General features: G+C 68.4%; 16 protein-coding genes. 6 read left to right on the forward strand and 10 right to left on the reverse strand.

Annotated features, from left to right (window positions below; translation table 11 throughout):
* Positions 1 to 75: 75 nt before the first annotated feature.
* Positions 76 to 939 carry a carboxylating nicotinate-nucleotide diphosphorylase gene (nadC, locus tag AC3WPZ_RS12760; RefSeq protein ID WP_444688413.1) on the forward strand — a complete coding sequence of 288 codons (864 nt, stop codon included), beginning with the start codon at positions 76 to 78 and terminating at the stop codon, positions 937 to 939.
* Positions 940 to 969: 30 nt separating this feature from the next.
* Positions 970 to 2079, forward strand: a complete 1110-nt coding sequence (gene nadA, locus AC3WPZ_RS12765) for a quinolinate synthase NadA (RefSeq protein ID WP_382323408.1) — start codon at positions 970 to 972, stop codon at positions 2077 to 2079.
* A gap of 7 nt (positions 2080 to 2086) precedes the next feature.
* Here nadA and nadB read toward each other — a convergent pair whose 3' ends face one another.
* The 4 genes from nadB to AC3WPZ_RS12785 form a co-directional block, all read right to left on the reverse strand.
* On the reverse strand, positions 2087 to 3685 hold the full coding sequence (nadB, locus tag AC3WPZ_RS12770) for an L-aspartate oxidase (RefSeq protein WP_492433025.1): 1599 nt from the start codon (positions 3683 to 3685) through the stop codon (positions 2087 to 2089).
* Between the two features lie 106 nt (positions 3686 to 3791).
* Positions 3792 to 4640, reverse strand: coding sequence for a segregation and condensation protein A (locus tag AC3WPZ_RS12775; RefSeq protein ID WP_382161177.1), 849 nt, complete (start codon positions 4638 to 4640; stop codon positions 3792 to 3794).
* Positions 4641 to 4652: 12 nt separating this feature from the next.
* The gene (locus AC3WPZ_RS12780; RefSeq protein WP_492439905.1) at positions 4653 to 4865 is read right to left on the reverse strand and encodes a DUF3460 family protein; all 213 of its coding nucleotides are present in this window, start codon (positions 4863 to 4865) and stop codon (positions 4653 to 4655) included.
* A gap of 59 nt (positions 4866 to 4924) precedes the next feature.
* Positions 4925 to 6568, reverse strand: a complete 1644-nt coding sequence (locus AC3WPZ_RS12785; protein ID WP_492433028.1) for a SulP family inorganic anion transporter — start codon at positions 6566 to 6568, stop codon at positions 4925 to 4927.
* Between the two features lie 98 nt (positions 6569 to 6666).
* Between AC3WPZ_RS12785 and bamE the strand changes: the two genes are divergently transcribed.
* A complete protein-coding gene (gene bamE / locus AC3WPZ_RS12790) occupies positions 6667 to 7194 on the forward strand; it encodes an outer membrane protein assembly factor BamE domain-containing protein (RefSeq protein WP_382323411.1) in 528 nt (175 codons plus the stop codon).
* A gap of 9 nt (positions 7195 to 7203) precedes the next feature.
* Here bamE and AC3WPZ_RS12795 read toward each other — a convergent pair whose 3' ends face one another.
* A complete protein-coding gene (locus AC3WPZ_RS12795) occupies positions 7204 to 7947 on the reverse strand; it encodes a YoaK family protein (protein ID WP_291115017.1) in 744 nt (247 codons plus the stop codon).
* A gap of 14 nt (positions 7948 to 7961) precedes the next feature.
* Positions 7962 to 10016, reverse strand: coding sequence for a methionine--tRNA ligase (gene metG / locus AC3WPZ_RS12800; protein WP_492439907.1), 2055 nt, complete (start codon positions 10014 to 10016; stop codon positions 7962 to 7964).
* 158 nt (positions 10017 to 10174) lie between these two features.
* On the opposite strand from metG, the gene apbC reads away from it, so the two are divergent.
* A complete protein-coding gene (gene apbC / locus AC3WPZ_RS12805; RefSeq protein WP_492439909.1) occupies positions 10175 to 11266 on the forward strand; it encodes an iron-sulfur cluster carrier protein ApbC in 1092 nt (363 codons plus the stop codon).
* A 13-nt stretch (positions 11267 to 11279) separates the two neighbouring features.
* On the opposite strand, the gene AC3WPZ_RS12810 is transcribed toward apbC, so the two are convergent.
* The 4 genes from AC3WPZ_RS12810 to AC3WPZ_RS12825 form a co-directional block, all read right to left on the reverse strand.
* Positions 11280 to 11534: a Txe/YoeB family addiction module toxin gene (locus tag AC3WPZ_RS12810; RefSeq protein WP_382323413.1), complete on the reverse strand. Its 255-nt coding sequence runs from the start codon at positions 11532 to 11534 to the stop codon at positions 11280 to 11282.
* Positions 11531 to 11782, reverse strand: coding sequence for a type II toxin-antitoxin system Phd/YefM family antitoxin (locus tag AC3WPZ_RS12815; protein WP_382323414.1), 252 nt, complete (start codon positions 11780 to 11782; stop codon positions 11531 to 11533). Before AC3WPZ_RS12815 ends, AC3WPZ_RS12810 begins: the two co-directional genes overlap by 4 nt.
* A 68-nt stretch (positions 11783 to 11850) precedes the next feature.
* Positions 11851 to 13425 (reverse strand): benzoate-CoA ligase family protein, encoded by a 1575-nt coding sequence (locus tag AC3WPZ_RS12820; RefSeq protein WP_492439910.1) that lies wholly within the window; start codon positions 13423 to 13425, stop codon positions 11851 to 11853.
* Positions 13426 to 13460: 35 nt separating this feature from the next.
* Complete coding sequence (locus AC3WPZ_RS12825; RefSeq protein WP_492439912.1) at positions 13461 to 15038, reverse strand: 3,4-dehydroadipyl-CoA semialdehyde dehydrogenase; 1578 nt, start codon at positions 15036 to 15038, stop codon at positions 13461 to 13463.
* Positions 15039 to 15216: 178 nt separating this feature from the next.
* Between AC3WPZ_RS12825 and AC3WPZ_RS12830 the strand changes: the two genes are divergently transcribed.
* Positions 15217 to 16164, forward strand: a complete 948-nt coding sequence (locus AC3WPZ_RS12830; RefSeq protein WP_382323417.1) for a helix-turn-helix transcriptional regulator — start codon at positions 15217 to 15219, stop codon at positions 16162 to 16164.
* 145 nt (positions 16165 to 16309) lie between these two features.
* Positions 16310 to 17977, forward strand: coding sequence for a 2,3-epoxybenzoyl-CoA dihydrolase (boxC, locus tag AC3WPZ_RS12835; protein WP_444688405.1), 1668 nt, complete (start codon positions 16310 to 16312; stop codon positions 17975 to 17977).
* Positions 17978 to 17991 lie beyond the last annotated feature (14 nt).

Consider the following 17991-nt stretch of genomic DNA (forward strand, 5'->3'; position numbering starts at 1 on the left):
CATCTGGAAATCCCGCAGGGGTTGGGGGTGGGTGAGAATCGGGCACTATAGACCAAACCGCTATGCTTGCGCCCCATGAAACACCTCTCTGAATTCACCCAGGCCGACGTGCAGGAGCTGGCCCGGCGCGACGTGGCGCTGGCGCTGGCCGAAGACGTGGGCGCGGGTGACCTGACCGCCGCGCTGGTGGACGCGCAGCGCCCCGCGCAGGCGCGCATTCTGGCGCGCGAAGCGGCCGTGATCTGCGGCACGCCCTGGGTGGAAGCCGCCGTGCACGCGCTCGACCCCCAGGCCACGCTGACCTGGCACGTGGGCGAAGGCCAGCGCTGCGCCGCCGACCAGACCGTGCTCGCCATCGAAGGCCGCGCGCAGGCGCTGCTCACGGCCGAGCGCACCGCGCTCAACTTCCTGCAGCTGCTCTCGGCCGTGGCCACCAAGACCGCCACCTTCGTCGACACCGTGGCCGGCACGCGCGCGCAGATCGTGGACACGCGCAAGACCCTGCCGGGCCTGCGCCTGGCCCAGAAATACGCGGTGAAGGCCGGCGGCGGCGTGAACCACCGCATCGGCCTGTACGACGCGGTGCTGATCAAGGAAAACCACATTGCCGCGGCCGGCGGCGTGGCCCAGGTGCTGCAGCGCGTGCGCGAGACCGCGCCGGAGGCGCGTTTTGTCGAGATCGAGGTCGAGACCCTGGCCCAGCTCGAAGAGGCCCTGGCCTGCGGCGCCACCATGGTGCTGCTCGACAACATGGACATCCCCACGCTCCACGCGGCGGTGCGGCTCAACGCCGGCCGCGCGATTCTTGAAATCTCCGGTGGCGTGAACCTGGACACCGTGCGGGCCCTTGCAGAAACCGGGGTCGACCGCATCTCTGTCGGCGCCCTCACCAAGGACGTCAAGGCCACCGACTTTTCCATGCGTTTCCAGACGCTCTGAGGCGTCGGAACTCCGAGACACAACGACCCCATGAACACCGCAGATCCTTCCGTCATCGACGTGGAATACGAACAGCCGGCCTGCCCCACGCAGCATGCCTGGGCGCGCGTGCCGGTCGAGCCCGGCCCGAAGCAGCGCGCCGCGCTCAAGGAGCGCATCCGCCAGTTGCTGAAGGAGCGCAACGCGGTCATGGTGTCGCACTACTACGTGCACCCCGACCTGCAGGACCTCGCCATCGAGACCGGCGGCATCGTGAGCGATTCGCTGGAGATGGCGCGCTTCGGCCGCGACCACGCGGCCACCACGCTGGTGGTCTCGGGCGTGCGCTTCATGGGCGAGACCGCCAAGATCCTGAGCCCCGAAAAGACCGTGCTCATGCCCGACCTCGATGCGAACTGCTCGCTTGACCTGGGTTGCCCGATCGACGAGTTCAACGCCTTCTGCGACGCCCACCCCGACCGCACCGTGGTGGTCTACGCCAACACCAGCGCGGCCGTGAAGGCGCGCTCGGACTGGCTGGTCACCTCCAGCTGCGCGCTCGACATCGTGCAGGCGCTCAAGGAGAAGGGCCACAAGATCCTGTGGGCGCCCGACAAGCACCTGGGGGCCTACATCCAGCGCGAGACCGGCGCCGACATGGTGATGTGGACCGGCTCGTGCATCGTGCACGATGAGTTCAAGGCCTTCGAGCTCGAAGCGCTCAAGAAGGAGCACCCCAAAGCCAAGGTGCTGGTGCACCCGGAAAGCCCGGCCGACGTGATCGCGCTGGCCGATGCCGTGGGCTCGACCTCGGCCATCCTGAAGGCCGCGCGCACGCTGGACGCGCCCGAGTTCATCGTCGCGACCGACAACGGCATGATGCACATGCTGCGCCAGCAGAATCCGGGCAAGGTGTTCATCGAGGCGCCCACGGCCGGCAACAGCGCCACCTGCAAGAGCTGCGCGCACTGCCCCTGGATGGCCATGAACGGCCTGGCGGGCGTGGCGCAGATCCTGGAAAAAGGCCTCAACGAGATCCACGTCGACCCGGCGCTGATCCCGTTGGCGCGCCGGCCGATCGACCGCATGCTGGCCTTCACCGGTGCGCAGCGCAACGGTCAGAACCCCGGCGCGCTCATCCCGAACATCGGCGCGGCCTGAACCCGGTTTATCGGCTCGGGGGAACGAGGATCGTCGGTTTCGCCTCGGGCAGCAGCCCGGGGTAGTCGCGGCTGAAATGCAGGCCTCGGCTCTCGTGCCGCAACAGGGCGGACTTCACGATCAGGTCGGCCACCTGCACCAGGTTGCGCAGCTCCAGCAGGTCGCGCGTGACGTGGAACTGCGAGTAGAACTCCTGGATCTCGCGCTGCAGCAGCGCGATGCGGTGGGCCGCGCGCTCCAGCCGCTTGTTGGTGCGCACGATGCCCACGTAGTCCCACATGAAGCGGCGCAGCTCGTCCCAGTTGTGCGAGATCACCACCTGCTCGTCGGCGTCGGTCACGCGGCTGTCGTCCCACAGCGGCGCGGCCGGCGCGGCCGGCGCCGCCGGGGCGTTGCGGATCGCGTTGACCGCGCCTTGCGCGAACACCATGCACTCCACCAGCGAGTTGCTGGCCAGGCGGTTGGCGCCGTGCAGGCCGGTGCAGGTGGTTTCGCCCACCGCGTACAGGCCGGCGATGTCGGTGTGGCCGGCAAGGTCGGTCACCACGCCGCCGCAGGTGTAGTGCGCGGCCGGCACCACGGGAATCGGCTCGCGCGTGATGTCGATGCCCAGCTCGGCGCAGCGCGCGAGGATGTTGGGGAAGTGCTCGTGCAGGAACTCGGGCGGCTGGTGCGAGATGTCCAGGTGCACGCAGTCCAGCCCGTGCTTCTTCATCTCGAAGTCGATCGCGCGCGCCACCACGTCGCGCGGCGCGAGTTCGGCGCGCGGGTCGTGGTCGGGCATGAAACGGTGGCTGCCCAGGTGGGGCGGCAGCTTGAGGTGGCCGCCCTCGCCGCGCACCGCCTCGGTGATGAGGAAGCTCTTGGCGTGCGGGTGGTACAGGCAGGTCGGGTGGAACTGGATGAATTCCATGTTCCCCACCTGGCAGCCGGCGCGCCAGGCCGCGGCGATGCCGTCACCGGTCGCGGTGTCGGGGTTGGTGGTGTAGAGGTAGACCTTGCCCGCGCCGCCCGTGGCCAGCACGGTATGGGTGGCGCTGAAGGTCAGGACCTCGTCGCGCTCGGTGTCCAGCACGTAGGCGCCGAAGCAGCGCGGCTGGCCATCGGTGCCCGGGTGTTTGCGGTCGGTGATGAGGTCGACCAGCATGTGGTGCTCGAACAGCTGGATCTCGGGCGTGGCGCGCACGCGATCGATCAGCGTGGCCTGCACCGCCGCGCCGGTGGCGTCGGCCGCGTGCACGATGCGGCGGTGGCTGTGGCCGCCCTCGCGGGTCAGGTGCAGCTCGCCGTCTTCCAGCGAGAACGGCACGCCGAGTTCCTGCAGCCAGGCGATGGCGGCCGGGGCGTTCTCCACCGTGAACTGCGTGGCTTCCAGGTCGCACAGGCCGGCGCCGGCCACCAGGGTGTCTTCCACGTGCGAGGCCACGCTGTCGCCCTGGGCCAGCACGGCGGCAATGCCGCCCTGCGCCCAGTTGCTCGAGCCGTCGCTGAGCGCGCGCTTGGTGATCACCGCCACGCGGTGGGTCTTGGCCAGGTGCAGCGCGGCGGTGAGACCGGCCAGGCCGCTGCCGATGATGAGGACGTCGAAGCGGTGTTGGTCGGTCATGGCGGAGAGAGGAGGAAGAGGGACAGGGCCGACGCCGGGCCGCTCCCAAGGCGGCCCAGCCCCCTCGGGGGGCAGCGACCCGCGCAGCGGCGGAGCGTGGGGGTGCTCATGCAGGGGTGTAGGCGAGCCGCACGTAGATGGGGGCGAAGGCCTCGGCCTGGGTCAGCTCGATCAGCGTTTCCTTGGCGAGTTCGAGCATGGCGATGAAGGTGACCACCAGCACCGGCGAGCCTTGCGAGGGATCGAACAGTTCGCCGAACTCGACGAACTTGCGGCCCTGCAGGTGGCGCAGCACGATGCTCATGTGCTCGCGCACCGAGAGCTCCTCGCGGCTGATCTTGTGGTGCTGCACGAGCTTGGCGCGCTTGAGGATGTCGCGCCAGGCGCTTTGCAGGTCGATCGCGTTCACGTCCGGGAAGCGCGGCGCCAGCGCCTGTTCCACATAGACCTGGGCGCGCAGGAAATCGCGGCCGTACTGCGGGCTGTCGGCCAGGCGGTGCGCGGCCAGCTTCATTTGTTCGTACTCGAGCAGGCGGCGCACCAGCTCGGCGCGCGGGTCTTCCGGTTCCTCGCCCTCGGCCGTCTTCTTGGGCGGCAGCAGCATGCGCGACTTGATCTCGATCAGCATGGCCGCCATCAGCAGGTACTCGGCCGCCAGCTCCAGGTTGCTGGCGCGGATCTCATCGACGTAGGTGAGGTACTGGCGGGTCACCGCCGCCATCGGAATGTCGAGGATGTTGAAGTTCTGCTTGCGGATCAGGTAGAGCAGCAGGTCCAGCGGGCCCTCGAAGGCCTCCAGGAAGATCTGCAGCGCGTCCGGCGGGATGTACAGGTCGCGCGGCATGGCGAACAGCGGTTCGCCGTAGAGCCGCGCCAGCGCCACGTGGTCCACCACCGATGGCAGGACATCGTCCAGGCCCTGAGGGGCCTCGTTGAGCGTGTGCGGATCGCTCATTCAGGAGGCCGGTCAGGCGTGGTCGGAAGCGGTCTGGTAGACGTAGGGCTGCTGGGGCACGCGGGCGGCCTCGGCCTTGGCCTGGAATTCGCGGTCGATCTGCTTGTCCCAGAGCAGGGCGCGCCCCTGGCGCTGCGACTGCTCCAGCCCCGGCTTGCCGGCCTTGAGCTGTTCGATGAACTGCGTCGTGTCGGATTGGTAGTCGGGGCGGCGGAAGATGGACATGGTGGGCTCGGTGGTGCGCGGGGGGAAAGAGGCCGATTTTACCGGGCCGCCCCGGGGCCTCACTGGAAGGTGTTCAGCCGCCCCGCGAAGCCCGAGCGTTCGATCAGCGAACGCGGCTGGGCGTGCAGGCCCACCATGCCCAGGTGGCCGCCGCGCTTGTGCACCGCCTTGTGCAGCTGTTCCAGCGCGTCCAGCCCGGTGGTGTCGAGCGAGATCATGTGGCTGGCGTCCAGCATCACGTTGATCGGCGTGGGCGAGCGCTCCACGTCCGCGACGATGGGGTCGATCTTGGCCACGGCGCCGAAGAACAGCGAGCCGTAGAGCTTGTAGGTGGCCTGCTGCTCGGTGCGCGCCACCGGCTCGGCGCGGAAGATCTCGCTCTGGCGGCGCACGAACAGCACCACCGCCAGCACCAGGCCGAGCTCGACCGCCACGGTGAGGTCGAAGACGATGGTGACGAAAAAGGTGGACAGCAGCATCAACCGGTAGTGGTTGCTGAACTGCCTCAGGCGCCCGAACTCGCGCCACTCGCCCATGTTCCAGGCCACGAACAGCAGCACACCGGCCAGCACCGCCAGCGGGATGTGGTACGCCAGGGGCGCGGCCACCAGCACCACGGCGGCCAGCGTGAGCGCGTGCACCATGCCGGCCACCGGCGAGGCGGCGCCCGAGCGGATGTTGGTCACGGTGCGCGCGATGGTGCCGGTGGCGGGCATGCCGCCGAAAAACGGCACCACGGCGTTGGCGATGCCTTGCGCCATCAGCTCCTGGTTGGGGTCGTGTTTGGGCGCGTCGCTCAGCTGGTCGGCCACGCGCGCGCACAGCAGCGATTCGATGGCGCCCAGCAGCGCGATGGTCAGCGTGGGCGTGACCAGCAGGCGCACCGTCTCCCACGAGAAGTCGGGCAGCTCGAAGGCCGGCGTGCCGCGCGGGATGCCGCCAAAGCGCGTGCCGATGGTCTCCACCGGCAGGCTCAGGGCCCAGGCCAGCAGCGTGAGCGTGACCAGGGCCACCACCGGGCCGGGCAGGCGCGAGGTGGCCTTGAGCGCGCTCACCCGGTCCAGCTTCTCGATCTGGCGGCGGAACTGGAAGTCCACCGCCCACAGGCGCGGCCAGACGAACAGGCCCAGCACGCACAGGCCGCCGAGCGCGAAGGCGAAGGGGTTGAAGCTGTCGAGGTGCTGCGCCAGGGCCTTCATCTGACCGAAAAAGCTGCCCGGCATCTTCGCGATGTCCAGCCCGAGCAGGTCGCGCACCTGCGACAGCGCGATCAGCACCGCGATGCCGTTGGTGAAGCCGATCACGACACTCACCGGCACGTAGCGCACCAGCGTGCCCAGGCGGAACAGGCCCAGCAGGAACAGCAACACGCCCGCGCTGGCGGTGGCGATCAGCAGGTTGGCCACGCCGTAGCGCTCGACGATGCCGTAGACGATGACGATGAAGGCGCCGGCCGGGCCGCCGATCTGCATCGATGTACCGCCCAGGGCCGAGATCAGGAAGCCCGCGATGATCGCGGTCCACAGACCGGCCTCAGGCTTGAGGCCGCTGGCGATCGCGAAGGCCATGGCCAGCGGCAGCGCCACGATGCCCACCGTGGCACCCGCACCCACGTCGCGCGCGAGCTTGTCGCGGTTGTAGCCTTGCAGGTCTTTCAGCAGGCGGGGGCGGAACGGCGCCAGGGGCGGCAGGCCTTGGAACATGGGCCGATGTTACCTTTGGCTACGGTTCGTGCCGCCCGCCAAGCTTGAGCCATGGGGTCGGGCATTAGACTGGCCTTTTGATCTGGACAAGGACCGACATGCGAACAGCGGCGATGGGCAAGACGTGGCGTGGCGCGCTGGCGTTGCTGGGCGGGCTCGGCCTGGCGGGCCTGCTCGCGGCCTGCGACCCGCAGAACATCAGCGAGCTGGAAGAGGGTGTGTCCACCGAGGCCGACGTGCGCGATCGCTTCGGCGCGCCCGAGGCGGTGTGGGAAGGCGAGGACGGCGCGCAGATCTACGAGTACAACCGCCAGCCCGCGGGCCACACCAACTACATGATCACCATCGGCCCGGACGGCAAGATGGCCTCGCTGCGCCAGGTGCTCAACCCGCGCACCTTTGCCCAGGTGCAGCCCGGCATGCCCATGGAGGCGGTGCGCCGCATGCTGGGCAAGCCCATGAAGATCACCACCTACGCGCTCAAGCGCGAGACGCACTACGACTGGCGCTACTTCGAAAGCCCGAACGTGGGCGAGTCCCAGGTCTTCACCGTGGTGTTCGACGCCGACCTCAAGGTGGTGCGCACGATGTCGGTGCGCGACCCGGACCTGGACAAGAACCGCTGAGCGGCGGCGTCAGGCGGCTGCCCGCAGCCGCTGCCAGTCGTCCAGTGCCGGGCGCATCACCAGCAGCAGGAGCATCAGCGCCAGCGGCAGGGTGCTGATGAAACCCAGGTGCTTGAAGCCCAGCGCGCCGGCCAGCCCGCCGAAGAAGAAGCAGGCGATCAGCTGGCCGTGCACGCGCAGCCGGCCGCGGTGGGCCCGCACCGGCGCGGCGCCCGGTTGCCGGTTCACGTAGAGCAGCTTGCCCAGCTCGATGCCCAGGTCGGTCACCAGGCCGGTGACGTGGGTGGTGCGGATGGTCGCGCGCGAGATCTTGGTGATCACCGCGTTCTGCAGGCCCATGATGAAACACAGCAGCACCACGGTGAGCGGCAGGAAGACCGGCGTCATGAAACCCATGGCGGCACCGAACAGGCCGAACACCAGCAGCGCGGCGGCCTCCAGCACCAGGGGCAGGCCGTAGGCGCTGCGCAGTTCGCGGCGCAGGCCCCAGTTCACCAGCCAGGCCGTGGTCATGGCCCCGAGCAGGAAGGCCAGCACCGAGCCCAGGCCGGCCAGGGCCAGCGTGAGTTCGCCCAGTACCAGGTGGTCGGCCACCGAGGACACGATGCCCGTCATGTGCGAGGTGTACTGGCCCACGGCCAGCAGGCCGCCCGCGTTGGCCGCTCCGGCCACGAAGGCCAGCACCGAGCCGAGCTTCAGATCGGTCTGCGGCGTGCGCTGCAGACTGGTGAAGCCCCGGATCGGTTTGAACACGGGCGGACCGCCGTTCAGCGCACCCGCATGCCCGGCGTGGCGCCCGGCCAGGGGTTGAGCACGTGGATGCCGGGTTCGGCGTTCTCGTCGGCGTGGCTGGCGGCCAGCACCATGCCTTCGCTGACGCCGAACTTCATCTTGCGCGGCGCGAGGTTGGCCACCACCACGGTGAGCTTGCCCACCAGGTCTTCGGGCGCGTAGGCGCTGGCGATGCCGCTGAACACGTTGCGCGTGCGGCCCTCGCCCACGTCGAGCGTGAGGCGCAGCAGCTTGCTCGAACCTTCCACCGCCTCGCAGTTCACGATCTGCGCGATGCGCAGGTCGATCTTGGCGAAGTCGTCGATGGTGATCGTGTCGGCGATGGGCTCGCCCCCCGGCACCGTGGCGGCCTGCGCGGGCGCGGGTGGGGGCTCGAACAGGGCGTCGAGCTGCTTCACGTCCACGCGCTGCATCAGGTGCTGGTAGGCCTTGATCGCGTGCCCCTTGCCGAGCAGGCGCGTGGTGTGGGCGAACTGCAGCGGCGCGGCCTGCAGGAAGTCCTCCACCTGCGCGGCGAGCGCGGGCAGCACCGGCTTGAGGTAGAGCGTGAGCAGGCGGAAAGCCTCGATGCAGGTGGTGCACACGTCGTGCAGGCGGCCGTCCATGCCCTCCTGCTTGGCGAGTTCCCAGGGTTTGTTCTGGTCCACATAGGCGTTCACGCGGTCGGCCAGCAGCATGATCTCGCGCAGCGCCTTGCCGTACTCGCGCTCGGCGTAGAGCTCGGCGACGCTGGGCGCGGCGCTCTGCAGGTGGTCGAGCAGCGCGTCGCCGTCGGCCGAGACCTCACCCAGGCGGCCCTCGAAGCGCTTGGCGATGAAGCCGGCCGCGCGCGAGGCGATGTTGATGTACTTGCCCACCAGGTCGCTGTTCACGCGCAGCATGAAGTCTTCGGGGTTGAAGTCGATGTCTTCGTTGCGGCTGCTCAGCTTGGCGGCCAGGTAGTAGCGCAGCCACTCGGGGTTCATGCCCAGCTGCAGGTACTTCAGCGGGTCCAGGCCGGTGCCCCGGCTCTTGCTCATCTTCTCGCCGTTGTTGATGGTGAGGAAGCCGTGCACGAACACCGCGTTGGGCACCTTGCGGCCGCTGAACTTCAGCATCGCGGGCCAGAACAGGGTGTGGAAGGTGATGATGTCCTTGCCGATGAAGTGGTACTGCTCGGTGCTCGGGTCGGCCATGAAGGCATCGAAGTCGCGGCCGGTCTTGTCGAACAGGTTCTTCAGCGAGGCCAGGTAGCCCACCGGCGCGTCCAGCCACACGTAGAAGTACTTGCCCGGGGCGTCCGGGATCTCGATGCCGAAGTAGGGCGCGTCGCGGCTGATGTCCCAGTCGCCCATCCTGGGCTTGCCGTCCTCGCCGGGTTCGATCCACTCGCTGATCTTGTTGAGCACCTCGGGCTGCACCGCGCCGCTCTGGGTCCACTGGTCAAGAAAGGCCAGGCAGCGCGGGTCGGAGAGCTTGAAGAAGAAGTGCTCCGACTGCTTGAGCACCGGCTTGGCGCCCGAGAGGGCCGAGTAGGGGTTGATCAGGTCGGTCGGGCTGTAGACCTTGCTGCAGACCTCGCAGTTGTCGCCGTACTGGTCCTTGGCGTGGCAGTTCGGGCACTCGCCCTTGATGAAGCGGTCGGGCAGGAACATGTTCTTCTCGGGGTCGAAGAACTGCTCGATGGTGCGCGTCTCGATCAGGCCGTTGGCCTTGAGCGCGCGGTACACGTCCTGGGCCAGCGCGTGGTTTTCCGGGCCGTCGGTGCTGTGCCAGTTGTCGAAGCCGATGTGGAAGCCGTCCAGGTAGGGCTTGCGGCCGGCGGCGATGTCGGCCACGAACTGCTGCGGGGTTTTGCCGGCCTTGTCGGCGGCGATCATGATGGGGGCGCCGTGCGCGTCGTCGGCGCAGACGAAGTTCACCTCATGGCCCTGCATGCGCTGGAAACGCACCCAGATGTCGGCCTGGATGTACTCCATGATGTGGCCGATGTGGAAATGGCCGTTGGCATAGGGCAGGGCGGTGGTGACGAACAGGCGTCGCTGGCTCATGGGAAGGGCTTTCTGTCGGGGAACCGGCCATTTTACGGGCCGATGCCCTCATGGCGCCTGTGTGTATGCCCTTGACCCGGGGGTCACGTTAGACTTCCCCACGCTCCCGCACCCCTCACAACACCGATACCCCACCCCCTCTCAGGAGACCGTTTCCCATGGCCGTTGATTCCCAGGCACTGCTGACCGCGCTGCAAGCCGTTGTCGATCCGAACACCGGCAAGGATTTTGTCTCCACGAAGGCGGTGAAGAACCTGCAGGTGGCCGAGGGCGATGTCTCGTTCGAGGTGGAAATGGGCTACCCGGCCAAGAGCCAGCTGCCGTCGCTGCGCCGCGCGCTGATCGCGGCGGCCAAGAGCGTGCCCGGCGTGGACAACGTCTCGGTCAACATGGGCACCAAGATCGTCGCGCACGCCGTGCAGCGCGGTGTGCAGCTCATGCCCAACGTGAAGAACATCATCGCCGTGGCCTCGGGCAAGGGCGGCGTGGGCAAGAGCACCACCGCCGTCAACCTCGCGCTGGCGCTGGCCGCCGAGGGCGCGAAGGTCGGCATCCTGGACGCCGACATCTACGGCCCCAGCCAGCCCATGATGATGGGCGTGGAAGGCCGGCCCGAGAGTTCGGACGGCAAGACCATGGACCCGCTGGAAAACTACGGCGTGCAGGTGATCTCCATCGGCTTCCTGATCGACCGCGACGAAGCCATGATCTGGCGCGGCCCCATGGCCACGCAGGCGCTGGAACAGCTGCTGCGCCAGACCAACTGGAGCGACCTCGACTACCTCATCGTCGACATGCCGCCGGGCACCGGCGACATCCAGCTCACGTTGAGCCAGCGCGTGCCGCTCACCGGCGCCGTGATCGTGACCACGCCGCAGGACATCGCGCTGCTCGACGCGCGCAAGGGCATCAAGATGTTCGAGAAGGTGGGCGTGCCCATCCTGGGCATCGTGGAGAACATGGCGGTGCACGTGTGCGAGAAGTGCGGCCACGTGGAGCACATCTTCGGCGCCGACGGCGGCAAGAAGATGGCGGCCGAATACGGCATGGACTACCTGGGCGCGCTGCCGCTGAACATGAGCATCCGTGTGCAGGCCGACAGCGGCATGCCCACGGTGGTGGCCGACCCCGAGGGCGAGATCGCCAGCCTCTACAAGGGTGTGGCGCGGCAGGTGGCGATCAAGATCGCGGCCAAGTCCAAGGACTTCTCCAGCAAGTTCCCTTCGATCAAGATTTCGAAGGACACCTGAGGCCTTCCTGCCGTCAGTAGTGGTACCGCAACTGGGCCAGTTGCAGCGCATCGCCTTCGATGCGGTACACCATGCGGTGCTCGTCCGTGATGCGCCGGGACCAGAAACCCGACAGCGCGTGCTTGAGCGGTTCGGGCTTGCCCACGCCGGCAAAAGGCTCTCGCATCACCTCGCGGATCAGCTTGTTGATGCGCTCGACCATTTTGCGGTCTTGCTTTTGCCAGTACAGGTAGTCTTCCCAGGCTTCGTCCGAGAACACCCGCTTCACTCGGCCAGCCCCCGCTCGCTTCCCTTCCCGGCGGCCAGCTGGGATACCGACGACAGCAGGCGCCGTGCGTTGGTGGGGTTGCGCAGCAGGTAGGCGGTTTCTTCCAGCGCCTTGTAGTCTTCCAGCGAGAGCATCACCACCGAACGTTCTCCGCCCCGGGTGATGATCATGGGCTCATGGTCCTCGCACACCTGGTCCATGGTGGTGGCCAGGTTGGCTCGGGCGGCGCTGTAGCTGATGGTGTTCATGCGTACTCCTTCTTGTACAGGTACGCATTATTGTACGCTTCTGTCGTCCGGCCTGCTTGGCCAGGTCGTCAGGTCCCTGTCTCCCGCTCCCGCAACCGGAAGCGCTGGATCTTGCCCGTGGCCGTCTTCGGCAGTTCCGGCAGGAACTCGATGAAGCGCGGGTACTTGTAGGGCGCGAGCTTTTCCTTCACGAAGGCCTGCAGTTCGGCTTCGGTGGCCTGAGCGCCGGCCTTGAGCACCACGAAGGCCTTGGTCTTGGTCAGGCCGTCGGCGTCGGTCTTGCCGATCACGGCGGCTTCGAGCACGGCGGGGTGCTGCACCAGCGTGGCCTCCACCTCGAACGGGCTCACGTAGATGCCGCTGACCTTGAGCATGTCGTCGTTGCGGCCCGCGTAGGTGCAGTAGCCGTCCACGTCGCGCGTGTACTTGTCGCCGGCCTTGGTCCAGCCGCCCTGGAAGGTGTCGCGGCTCTTGCCGCGGTTGTTCCAGTACATCAGCGCGGCGCTCGGGCCCTTGATGTAGAGGTCGCCGATCTCGCCGTCGGCCACGGGCTGGCCGTGCTCGCCACGCAGTTCGATCTGGTAGCCCGGCACGGGTTTGCCGGTGGTGCCGTAGCGCACGTCGCCGGGGCGGTTGGAGAGGAACACGTGCAGCATCTCGGTGGAGCCGATGCCGTCGATGATCTCGACGCCGAAGTGGTTCGTCCAGCGCTGGCCGATGTCCTGCGGCAGGGCCTCGCCGGCCGAGGAGCACAGGCGCAGGGCCACCTCGCTCTTCTTCGGCAGGTCGGCAGCGGCGAGCATGCCGCCGTAGCCGGTGGGCGCGCCGTAGAACACCGTGGGCTGCTGGTCCTTGAAGCGCTTGAAGCAGGCCTGCGGCGTCGGGCGCTCGGCCATCAGCACCACGCTGGCGCCCACGGTGAGCGGGAAGCTCAGCGCGTTGCCCAGGCCGTAGGCGAAGAACAGCTTGGCGGCGGAGAACACCACGTCGTTCTCGCGCAGCGCCAGCACGCCCTTGCCATACAGCTCGGCGGTCCAGTACAGGTTGGCCTGGGTGTGCACCGTGCCCTTGGGCGCGCCGGTGGAGCCCGAGGAATACAGCCAGAACGCGGGCTCGTCGCCGTGCGTGTCGGCGGCCTGCGCCGCCGGTGCGTGGCTGCCCACCAGGGTGGTGAAGTGGTGCACGCCCTCGGGCAGGGCGCCCGTGGCGCGCGAGGCGATGACGTGTTTCACCTCGTGGCCGCCCTGGGCACTCAGGTGGTCCAGCGCGGTCTGCAGCGTGGGCAGCAGCGCGGCCGACACCAGCGCGGCCTGGGCGCGGCTGTTGGCCATCATGTACGCGTAGTCCTGCGCGGTCAGGAGGGTGTTCACCGCCACCGGCACCACGCCCGCATGCAGCGCACCGAGGAAGGCCACCACCCAGTCGCTGCTGTCGTGCATGAGCAGCAGCACGCGCTCTTCGCGGCGCAGGCCCAAGGCGCTGAGCGCGGCGGAAAACCGCCGCACCTGGTCGGCGAGCTCGCCGTAGCTCAGCTGGCCCTGGTCGTCGATCAGGGCGGTCTTGGCCGCGCGGCCGCTGTTGAGGTCCAGCAGGTGGCGCGCGAAGTTGAAGCGCTCGGGGGGCGGCGCGACGGTGGTGTCCATGGGGTTGTCTCCTCTGCGGTTCGCGGGGTTCGGGCTCAATACTTCAAGGCTACCGCCGAGGCGGCCAGGGCGTCCAGCGCGGCGCTGCTGGCCTGCACCGCGCTGCGGCGGTGGTAGAAGCCGAGCGCGCGCAGGCCGCCGAGTTCTTCACCGCCACCGGCGCGGCCCGGGCCGCCGTGCAGCGACATGGGCATCACGTTGCCGTGGCCGGTCTGGCTGGCCGCCACGTCGGGCGAGATGGCGTGCACGCGGCCGTGGGCCGAGCCCAGCTCCAGCGCGGCGCTGGCGGTGAAGGCCGGGTCGGCGCTGTAGACCGAACACACCAGCGATCCCTCGCCGCGGCGAATGAGTTCGTAGGCCTGTTCGATGCCGTCGTAGGCCATCAGCGTGGCCACCGGGCCGAACACCTCGACCTCGTGCAGCACCTTCGCCTTCGCGGGTTCGCGCGAGCCGAGCAGCGTGGGCGCCACGCAGGCCGCCACGGCCGCGTCGGCGTCCACCAGGGCAGCGCCGCTGCCGTCGAACAACACCTCGGCTTCGGTGCGCAGCCTGGCGATGCCTTCGAGCACGCTGGCCTTCTGCTCCTGGCTCACCAGCGAACCCATGCGCACGCCCTCGTTGCGCGGGTTGCCCACGCTGGTCTTGGCGAGCTTGGCGCCGATGGCCTGGGCGGCCGCGTCGTACAGCGCGCGCGGCACGAACACGCGGCGGATCGCGGTGCACTTCTGGCCGGCCTTCACCGTCATCTCGCGCACCACCTCGCTCACCAGCAGGTTGAAGGCCTCGCTGTCGGCCGTGGCGGCCGGGTCGAGCAGGGCGCTGTTGAGGCTGTCGGCCTCGATGTTGCAACGCACCGAGCGCTCGGCCACGGCCGGGTGGCTGCGGATGATGCGCGCGGTGTCGGCCGAGCCGGTGAACGAGACCACGTCGAAGGGTTGCAGCTGGTCCATGAGGCCTGCGGAGGAGCCGCAGACCACCGAGAGCGCGCCCGGCGGCAGGATGTTCGCGTCGATCACATCCTTGACCATGCGCTGGGTCAACCACGCGGTGGCCGTGGCGGGCTTGATGATCACCGGCACGCCCGAGAGCAGGGCGGGCGCGGCCTTTTCCCACAGGCCCCAGCTCGGGAAGTTGAAGGCGTTGATGAACAGCGCCACGCCGTGCGTGGGCTGCAGCACGTGCTGGGTCTGGAACACCGGGTCCTTGCCCATGCGGATGCGCTCGCCGTCGAGCAGCGCGCGCGCGCCGCCCAGGGCCTCGCCCTGCTTGGCGTAGTAGCCCAGCGTGAAGATGCCGCCGTCGATGTCCACCGCCGAGTCCTTGGTGGTGGTGCCCGAGTTGGCGGTGGCGATCTCGTCGTAGGCGTCGCGGTTGGCTTGCAGCACCTTGACGATGGCCGCCAGCAGCCCGGCGCGTTCCCCGTAGCTCAGGGCGCGCAAGGCCTGGCCGCCCTGTTCGCGGGCGAACCGGAAACCGGCGGCGAGGTCCAGCCCGGCGCTGCTCACACGGGCGAGTTCGGTGCCCAGCACCGGGTCGAACAAAGGCGTGCCCGCGCCGGTGCCGGTCTGCCATTGGCCGCCGAGGAAGTTGGGGAGCAGGGAAGAGGGGGTCATGGTGGTTGTCTCGGTGGGTGATGGCGGACCCCGGGGCACTGGCCGCGGGGGGAGAATGGCGCTATAAATGCACTATCTTGCGTTTTGCGGATTGTGCATTAAAGTGCATGTTTTGCCGAATGGCAAGCCCTCAAAGGGTTTTTCCCGCCCAACCGATCCACAGAAAGGTCAGCCCACCATGGACATCGACGCGACCGGCGTGATGGCCGCCAGCGAGGCCAAGCAGCCCGGCGCCGAAGAAGAGCGCCACCCGTTTCTGGTGGCGCTGGGCGAGCGCGTGCGCACTCTGCGCTCGCGCCGGGGCATGACGCGCAAGGCGGTGGCGATCGCGGCCGATGTGTCCGAGCGGCACCTGGCCAACCTCGAGTACGGCACCGGCAACGCGTCCATCCTCGTGCTGCTGCAGGTGGCACAGGCGCTGCAATGCTCGTTGGCCGAGCTGCTGGGTGATGTGAGCACAAGCTCACCGGAATGGTTGCTGATCCGTGAGCTGCTGGAAAAACGCAACGAAGCCGACCTGCGCCGGGCCCGCATCGCCATCGGCAGCCTGCTGGGCGGCGGCGCGGCCAGTGGCGGCGACCCCGGGCGCAAGGCGCGCATCGCCCTCATCGGCCTGCGCGGGGCGGGCAAGTCCACCCTGGGCCAGCGGCTGGCCGACGACCTGGGTTTTGCCTTCATCGAGCTCAGCCGCGAAATCGAGAAATTCGCCGGCTGCAGCATCAACGAGATCCACTCCCTCTACGGCACGCCGGCCTACCGCCGCTACGAGCGCCGCGCGCTGGAAGAGGCGATCCAGATCTACCCCGAGGTGGTGATCGCCACCCCCGGTGGCCTGGTGTCCGATGCGGCCAACTTCAACCTGCTGCTGTCCCACTGCACCACGGTCTGGCTGCAGGCCGACCCGGCCGACCACATGGGCCGCGTGGCGGCCCAGGGCGACCTGCGGCCCATGGCCGCGAGCCGCGAGGCCATGGAAGACCTCAAGCGCATCCTGGCCGGGCGTTCGGCCTTCTATTCCAAGGCCGACATGGCCTTCGACACCAGCGCCTACAACCTGGAAGACGCTTTCCACGCGCTGCGGGCCCAGGTGCGCGAGGCGATCGGGCTTGAAGAAAAACATGCATGAAAGTGCATTGACGTTTTTGACTTTGTGAATTATTATTCACATCACCAGGTTCGGACCGGCGTTTGAGTGCAGGTCTTCGGGCCTGATCCCGCCGCAGTCCCCTGCGGACCGCCATCGACCTCAGACACCTGCCCGGAGACACCCCATGAGCGCCACCGCCACGCCCCCCGCCGTCGACTACCGCACCGACCCCAGCCAGTACCGCCACTGGAAGCTGTCGTTTGAAGGCGATGTCGCCACCCTGGCCGTCGACATCAACGAAGACGCCGGCATCCGCCCCGGCTACAAGCTCAAGCTCAACAGCTACGACCTGGGCGTGGACATCGAGCTGCACGACGCGCTCAACCGCGTGCGCTTCGAACACCCTGAAGTGCGCACCGTGGTCGTCACCAGCGGCAAGGACCGCGTGTTCTGCTCCGGCGCCAACATCTTCATGCTCGGCCTCTCCAGCCACGCCTGGAAGGTGAACTTCTGCAAGTTCACCAACGAAACCCGCAACGGCATCGAAGACTCCTCCCAATACAGCGGCCTGAAGTTCGTCGCCGCGCTCAACGGCGCCTGCGCCGGCGGTGGCTACGAGCTGGCCCTGGCCTGCGACGAGATCGTGCTGGTGGACGACCGCTCCTCCGCCGTGTCCCTGCCCGAAGTGCCGCTGCTCGGCGTGCTGCCCGGCACCGGCGGCCTGACCCGCGTGACCGACAAGCGCCACGTGCGCCACGACCTGGCCGACATCTTCTGCACCACCAGCGAAGGCGTGCGCGGCCAGAAGGCCGTGGACTGGCGCCTGGTCGATTCCATTGCCAAGCCGCAGCAGTTCGCCGCCCACGTGAAAGAGCGCGCCGCCGCGCTGGCCGCCAAGAGCGACCGCCCGGCCGCCGGCAAGGGCGTGGCCCTGACCCGCGTCGAGCGCACCGACAGCGCCGACGGCATCAGCTACCAATATGTGAACGTGGCGATCGACCGCGCCAAGCGCAACGTCACCCTCACCGTGAAGGCGCCCACCGGCGCGCAGCCGAAAGACATCGCCGGCATCGAGGCTGCGGGCGCCGCCTGGTGGCCGCTGCAGATGGCGCGCGAGCTCGACGACGCCATCCTCTGCCTGCGCACCAACGAACTCGACATCGGCACCTGGCTGCTCAAGACCGAAGGCGACGCCGCCGCCGTGCTCGCCAGCGACGCGCTGATGCTCGCGAACAAGGACCACTGGCTGGTGCGCGAGACCCTGGGCCTGATGCGCCGCACCTTCGCCCGCCTGGACGTGTCCTCGCGCAGCCTGTTCGCGCTGATCGAGTCCGGCTCCTGCTTCGCCGGCTCGTTGGCCGAGCTGGCCTTCTGCGCCGACCGCGCCTACATGCTGGCCCTGCCCGACGACGCCGATGCCGCGCCCAAGCTGCAGCTGGGCGAGTTCAACTTCGGCTTCCTGCCCATGGTCAACGAGCAGTCGCGCCTGCAGCGCCGCTTCTACGAAGAAACGGCCCCGATGGAAGCCGCGCGCGGTGCCATCGGCCAGGCGCTGGACGCCGACGCCGCGCTGGCCCTGGGCTTGGTGACGGCCGCGCCCGACGACATCGACTGGGCCGACGAAGTGCGCATGGCGCTCGAAGAGCGCGCCTCCATGTCGCCCGACGCGCTCACCGGCCTGGAAGCCAACCTGCGTTTCGCGCAGAAGGAAAACATGGCCACCCGCATCTTCGGCCGCCTCACCGCCTGGCAGAACTGGATCTTCATCCGCCCCAACGCCGTCGGCGAAAAGGGCGCACTCAAGGTCTATGGCAAGGGCGACAAGGCCGCCTTCGACTTCAACCGCGTCTGATTTCATTCCAGCCA

The sequence above is a fragment of the Hydrogenophaga sp. FW305-3-2-15-A-LB1 genome, assembly GCF_058787875.1.

What these genes read in the sequence shown, in the direction of transcription:
- AC3WPZ_RS12785 (WP_492433028.1), bottom strand. Translation starts at nt 6,568, where the DNA reads ATGTTCCAAGGCCTGCCGCCCCTGGCGCCGTTCCGCCCCCGCCTGCTG.
- nadC (WP_444688413.1), top strand. Translation starts at nt 76, where the DNA reads ATGAAACACCTCTCTGAATTCACCCAGGCCGACGTGCAGGAGCTGGCC.
- AC3WPZ_RS12820 (WP_492439910.1), bottom strand. Translation starts at nt 13,425, where the DNA reads ATGGACACCACCGTCGCGCCGCCCCCCGAGCGCTTCAACTTCGCGCGC.
- nadA (WP_382323408.1), top strand. Translation starts at nt 970, where the DNA reads ATGAACACCGCAGATCCTTCCGTCATCGACGTGGAATACGAACAGCCG.
- nadB (WP_492433025.1), bottom strand. Translation starts at nt 3,685, where the DNA reads ATGACCGACCAACACCGCTTCGACGTCCTCATCATCGGCAGCGGCCTG.
- apbC (WP_492439909.1), top strand. Translation starts at nt 10,175, where the DNA reads ATGGCCGTTGATTCCCAGGCACTGCTGACCGCGCTGCAAGCCGTTGTC.
- AC3WPZ_RS12780 (WP_492439905.1), bottom strand. Translation starts at nt 4,865, where the DNA reads ATGTCCATCTTCCGCCGCCCCGACTACCAATCCGACACGACGCAGTTC.
- AC3WPZ_RS12775 (WP_382161177.1), bottom strand. Translation starts at nt 4,640, where the DNA reads ATGAGCGATCCGCACACGCTCAACGAGGCCCCTCAGGGCCTGGACGAT.
- AC3WPZ_RS12830 (WP_382323417.1), top strand. Translation starts at nt 15,217, where the DNA reads ATGGACATCGACGCGACCGGCGTGATGGCCGCCAGCGAGGCCAAGCAG.
- metG (WP_492439907.1), bottom strand. Translation starts at nt 10,016, where the DNA reads ATGAGCCAGCGACGCCTGTTCGTCACCACCGCCCTGCCCTATGCCAAC.
- bamE (WP_382323411.1), top strand. Translation starts at nt 6,667, where the DNA reads ATGCGAACAGCGGCGATGGGCAAGACGTGGCGTGGCGCGCTGGCGTTG.
- AC3WPZ_RS12815 (WP_382323414.1), bottom strand. Translation starts at nt 11,782, where the DNA reads ATGAACACCATCAGCTACAGCGCCGCCCGAGCCAACCTGGCCACCACC.
- AC3WPZ_RS12825 (WP_492439912.1), bottom strand. Translation starts at nt 15,038, where the DNA reads ATGACCCCCTCTTCCCTGCTCCCCAACTTCCTCGGCGGCCAATGGCAG.
- boxC (WP_444688405.1), top strand. Translation starts at nt 16,310, where the DNA reads ATGAGCGCCACCGCCACGCCCCCCGCCGTCGACTACCGCACCGACCCC.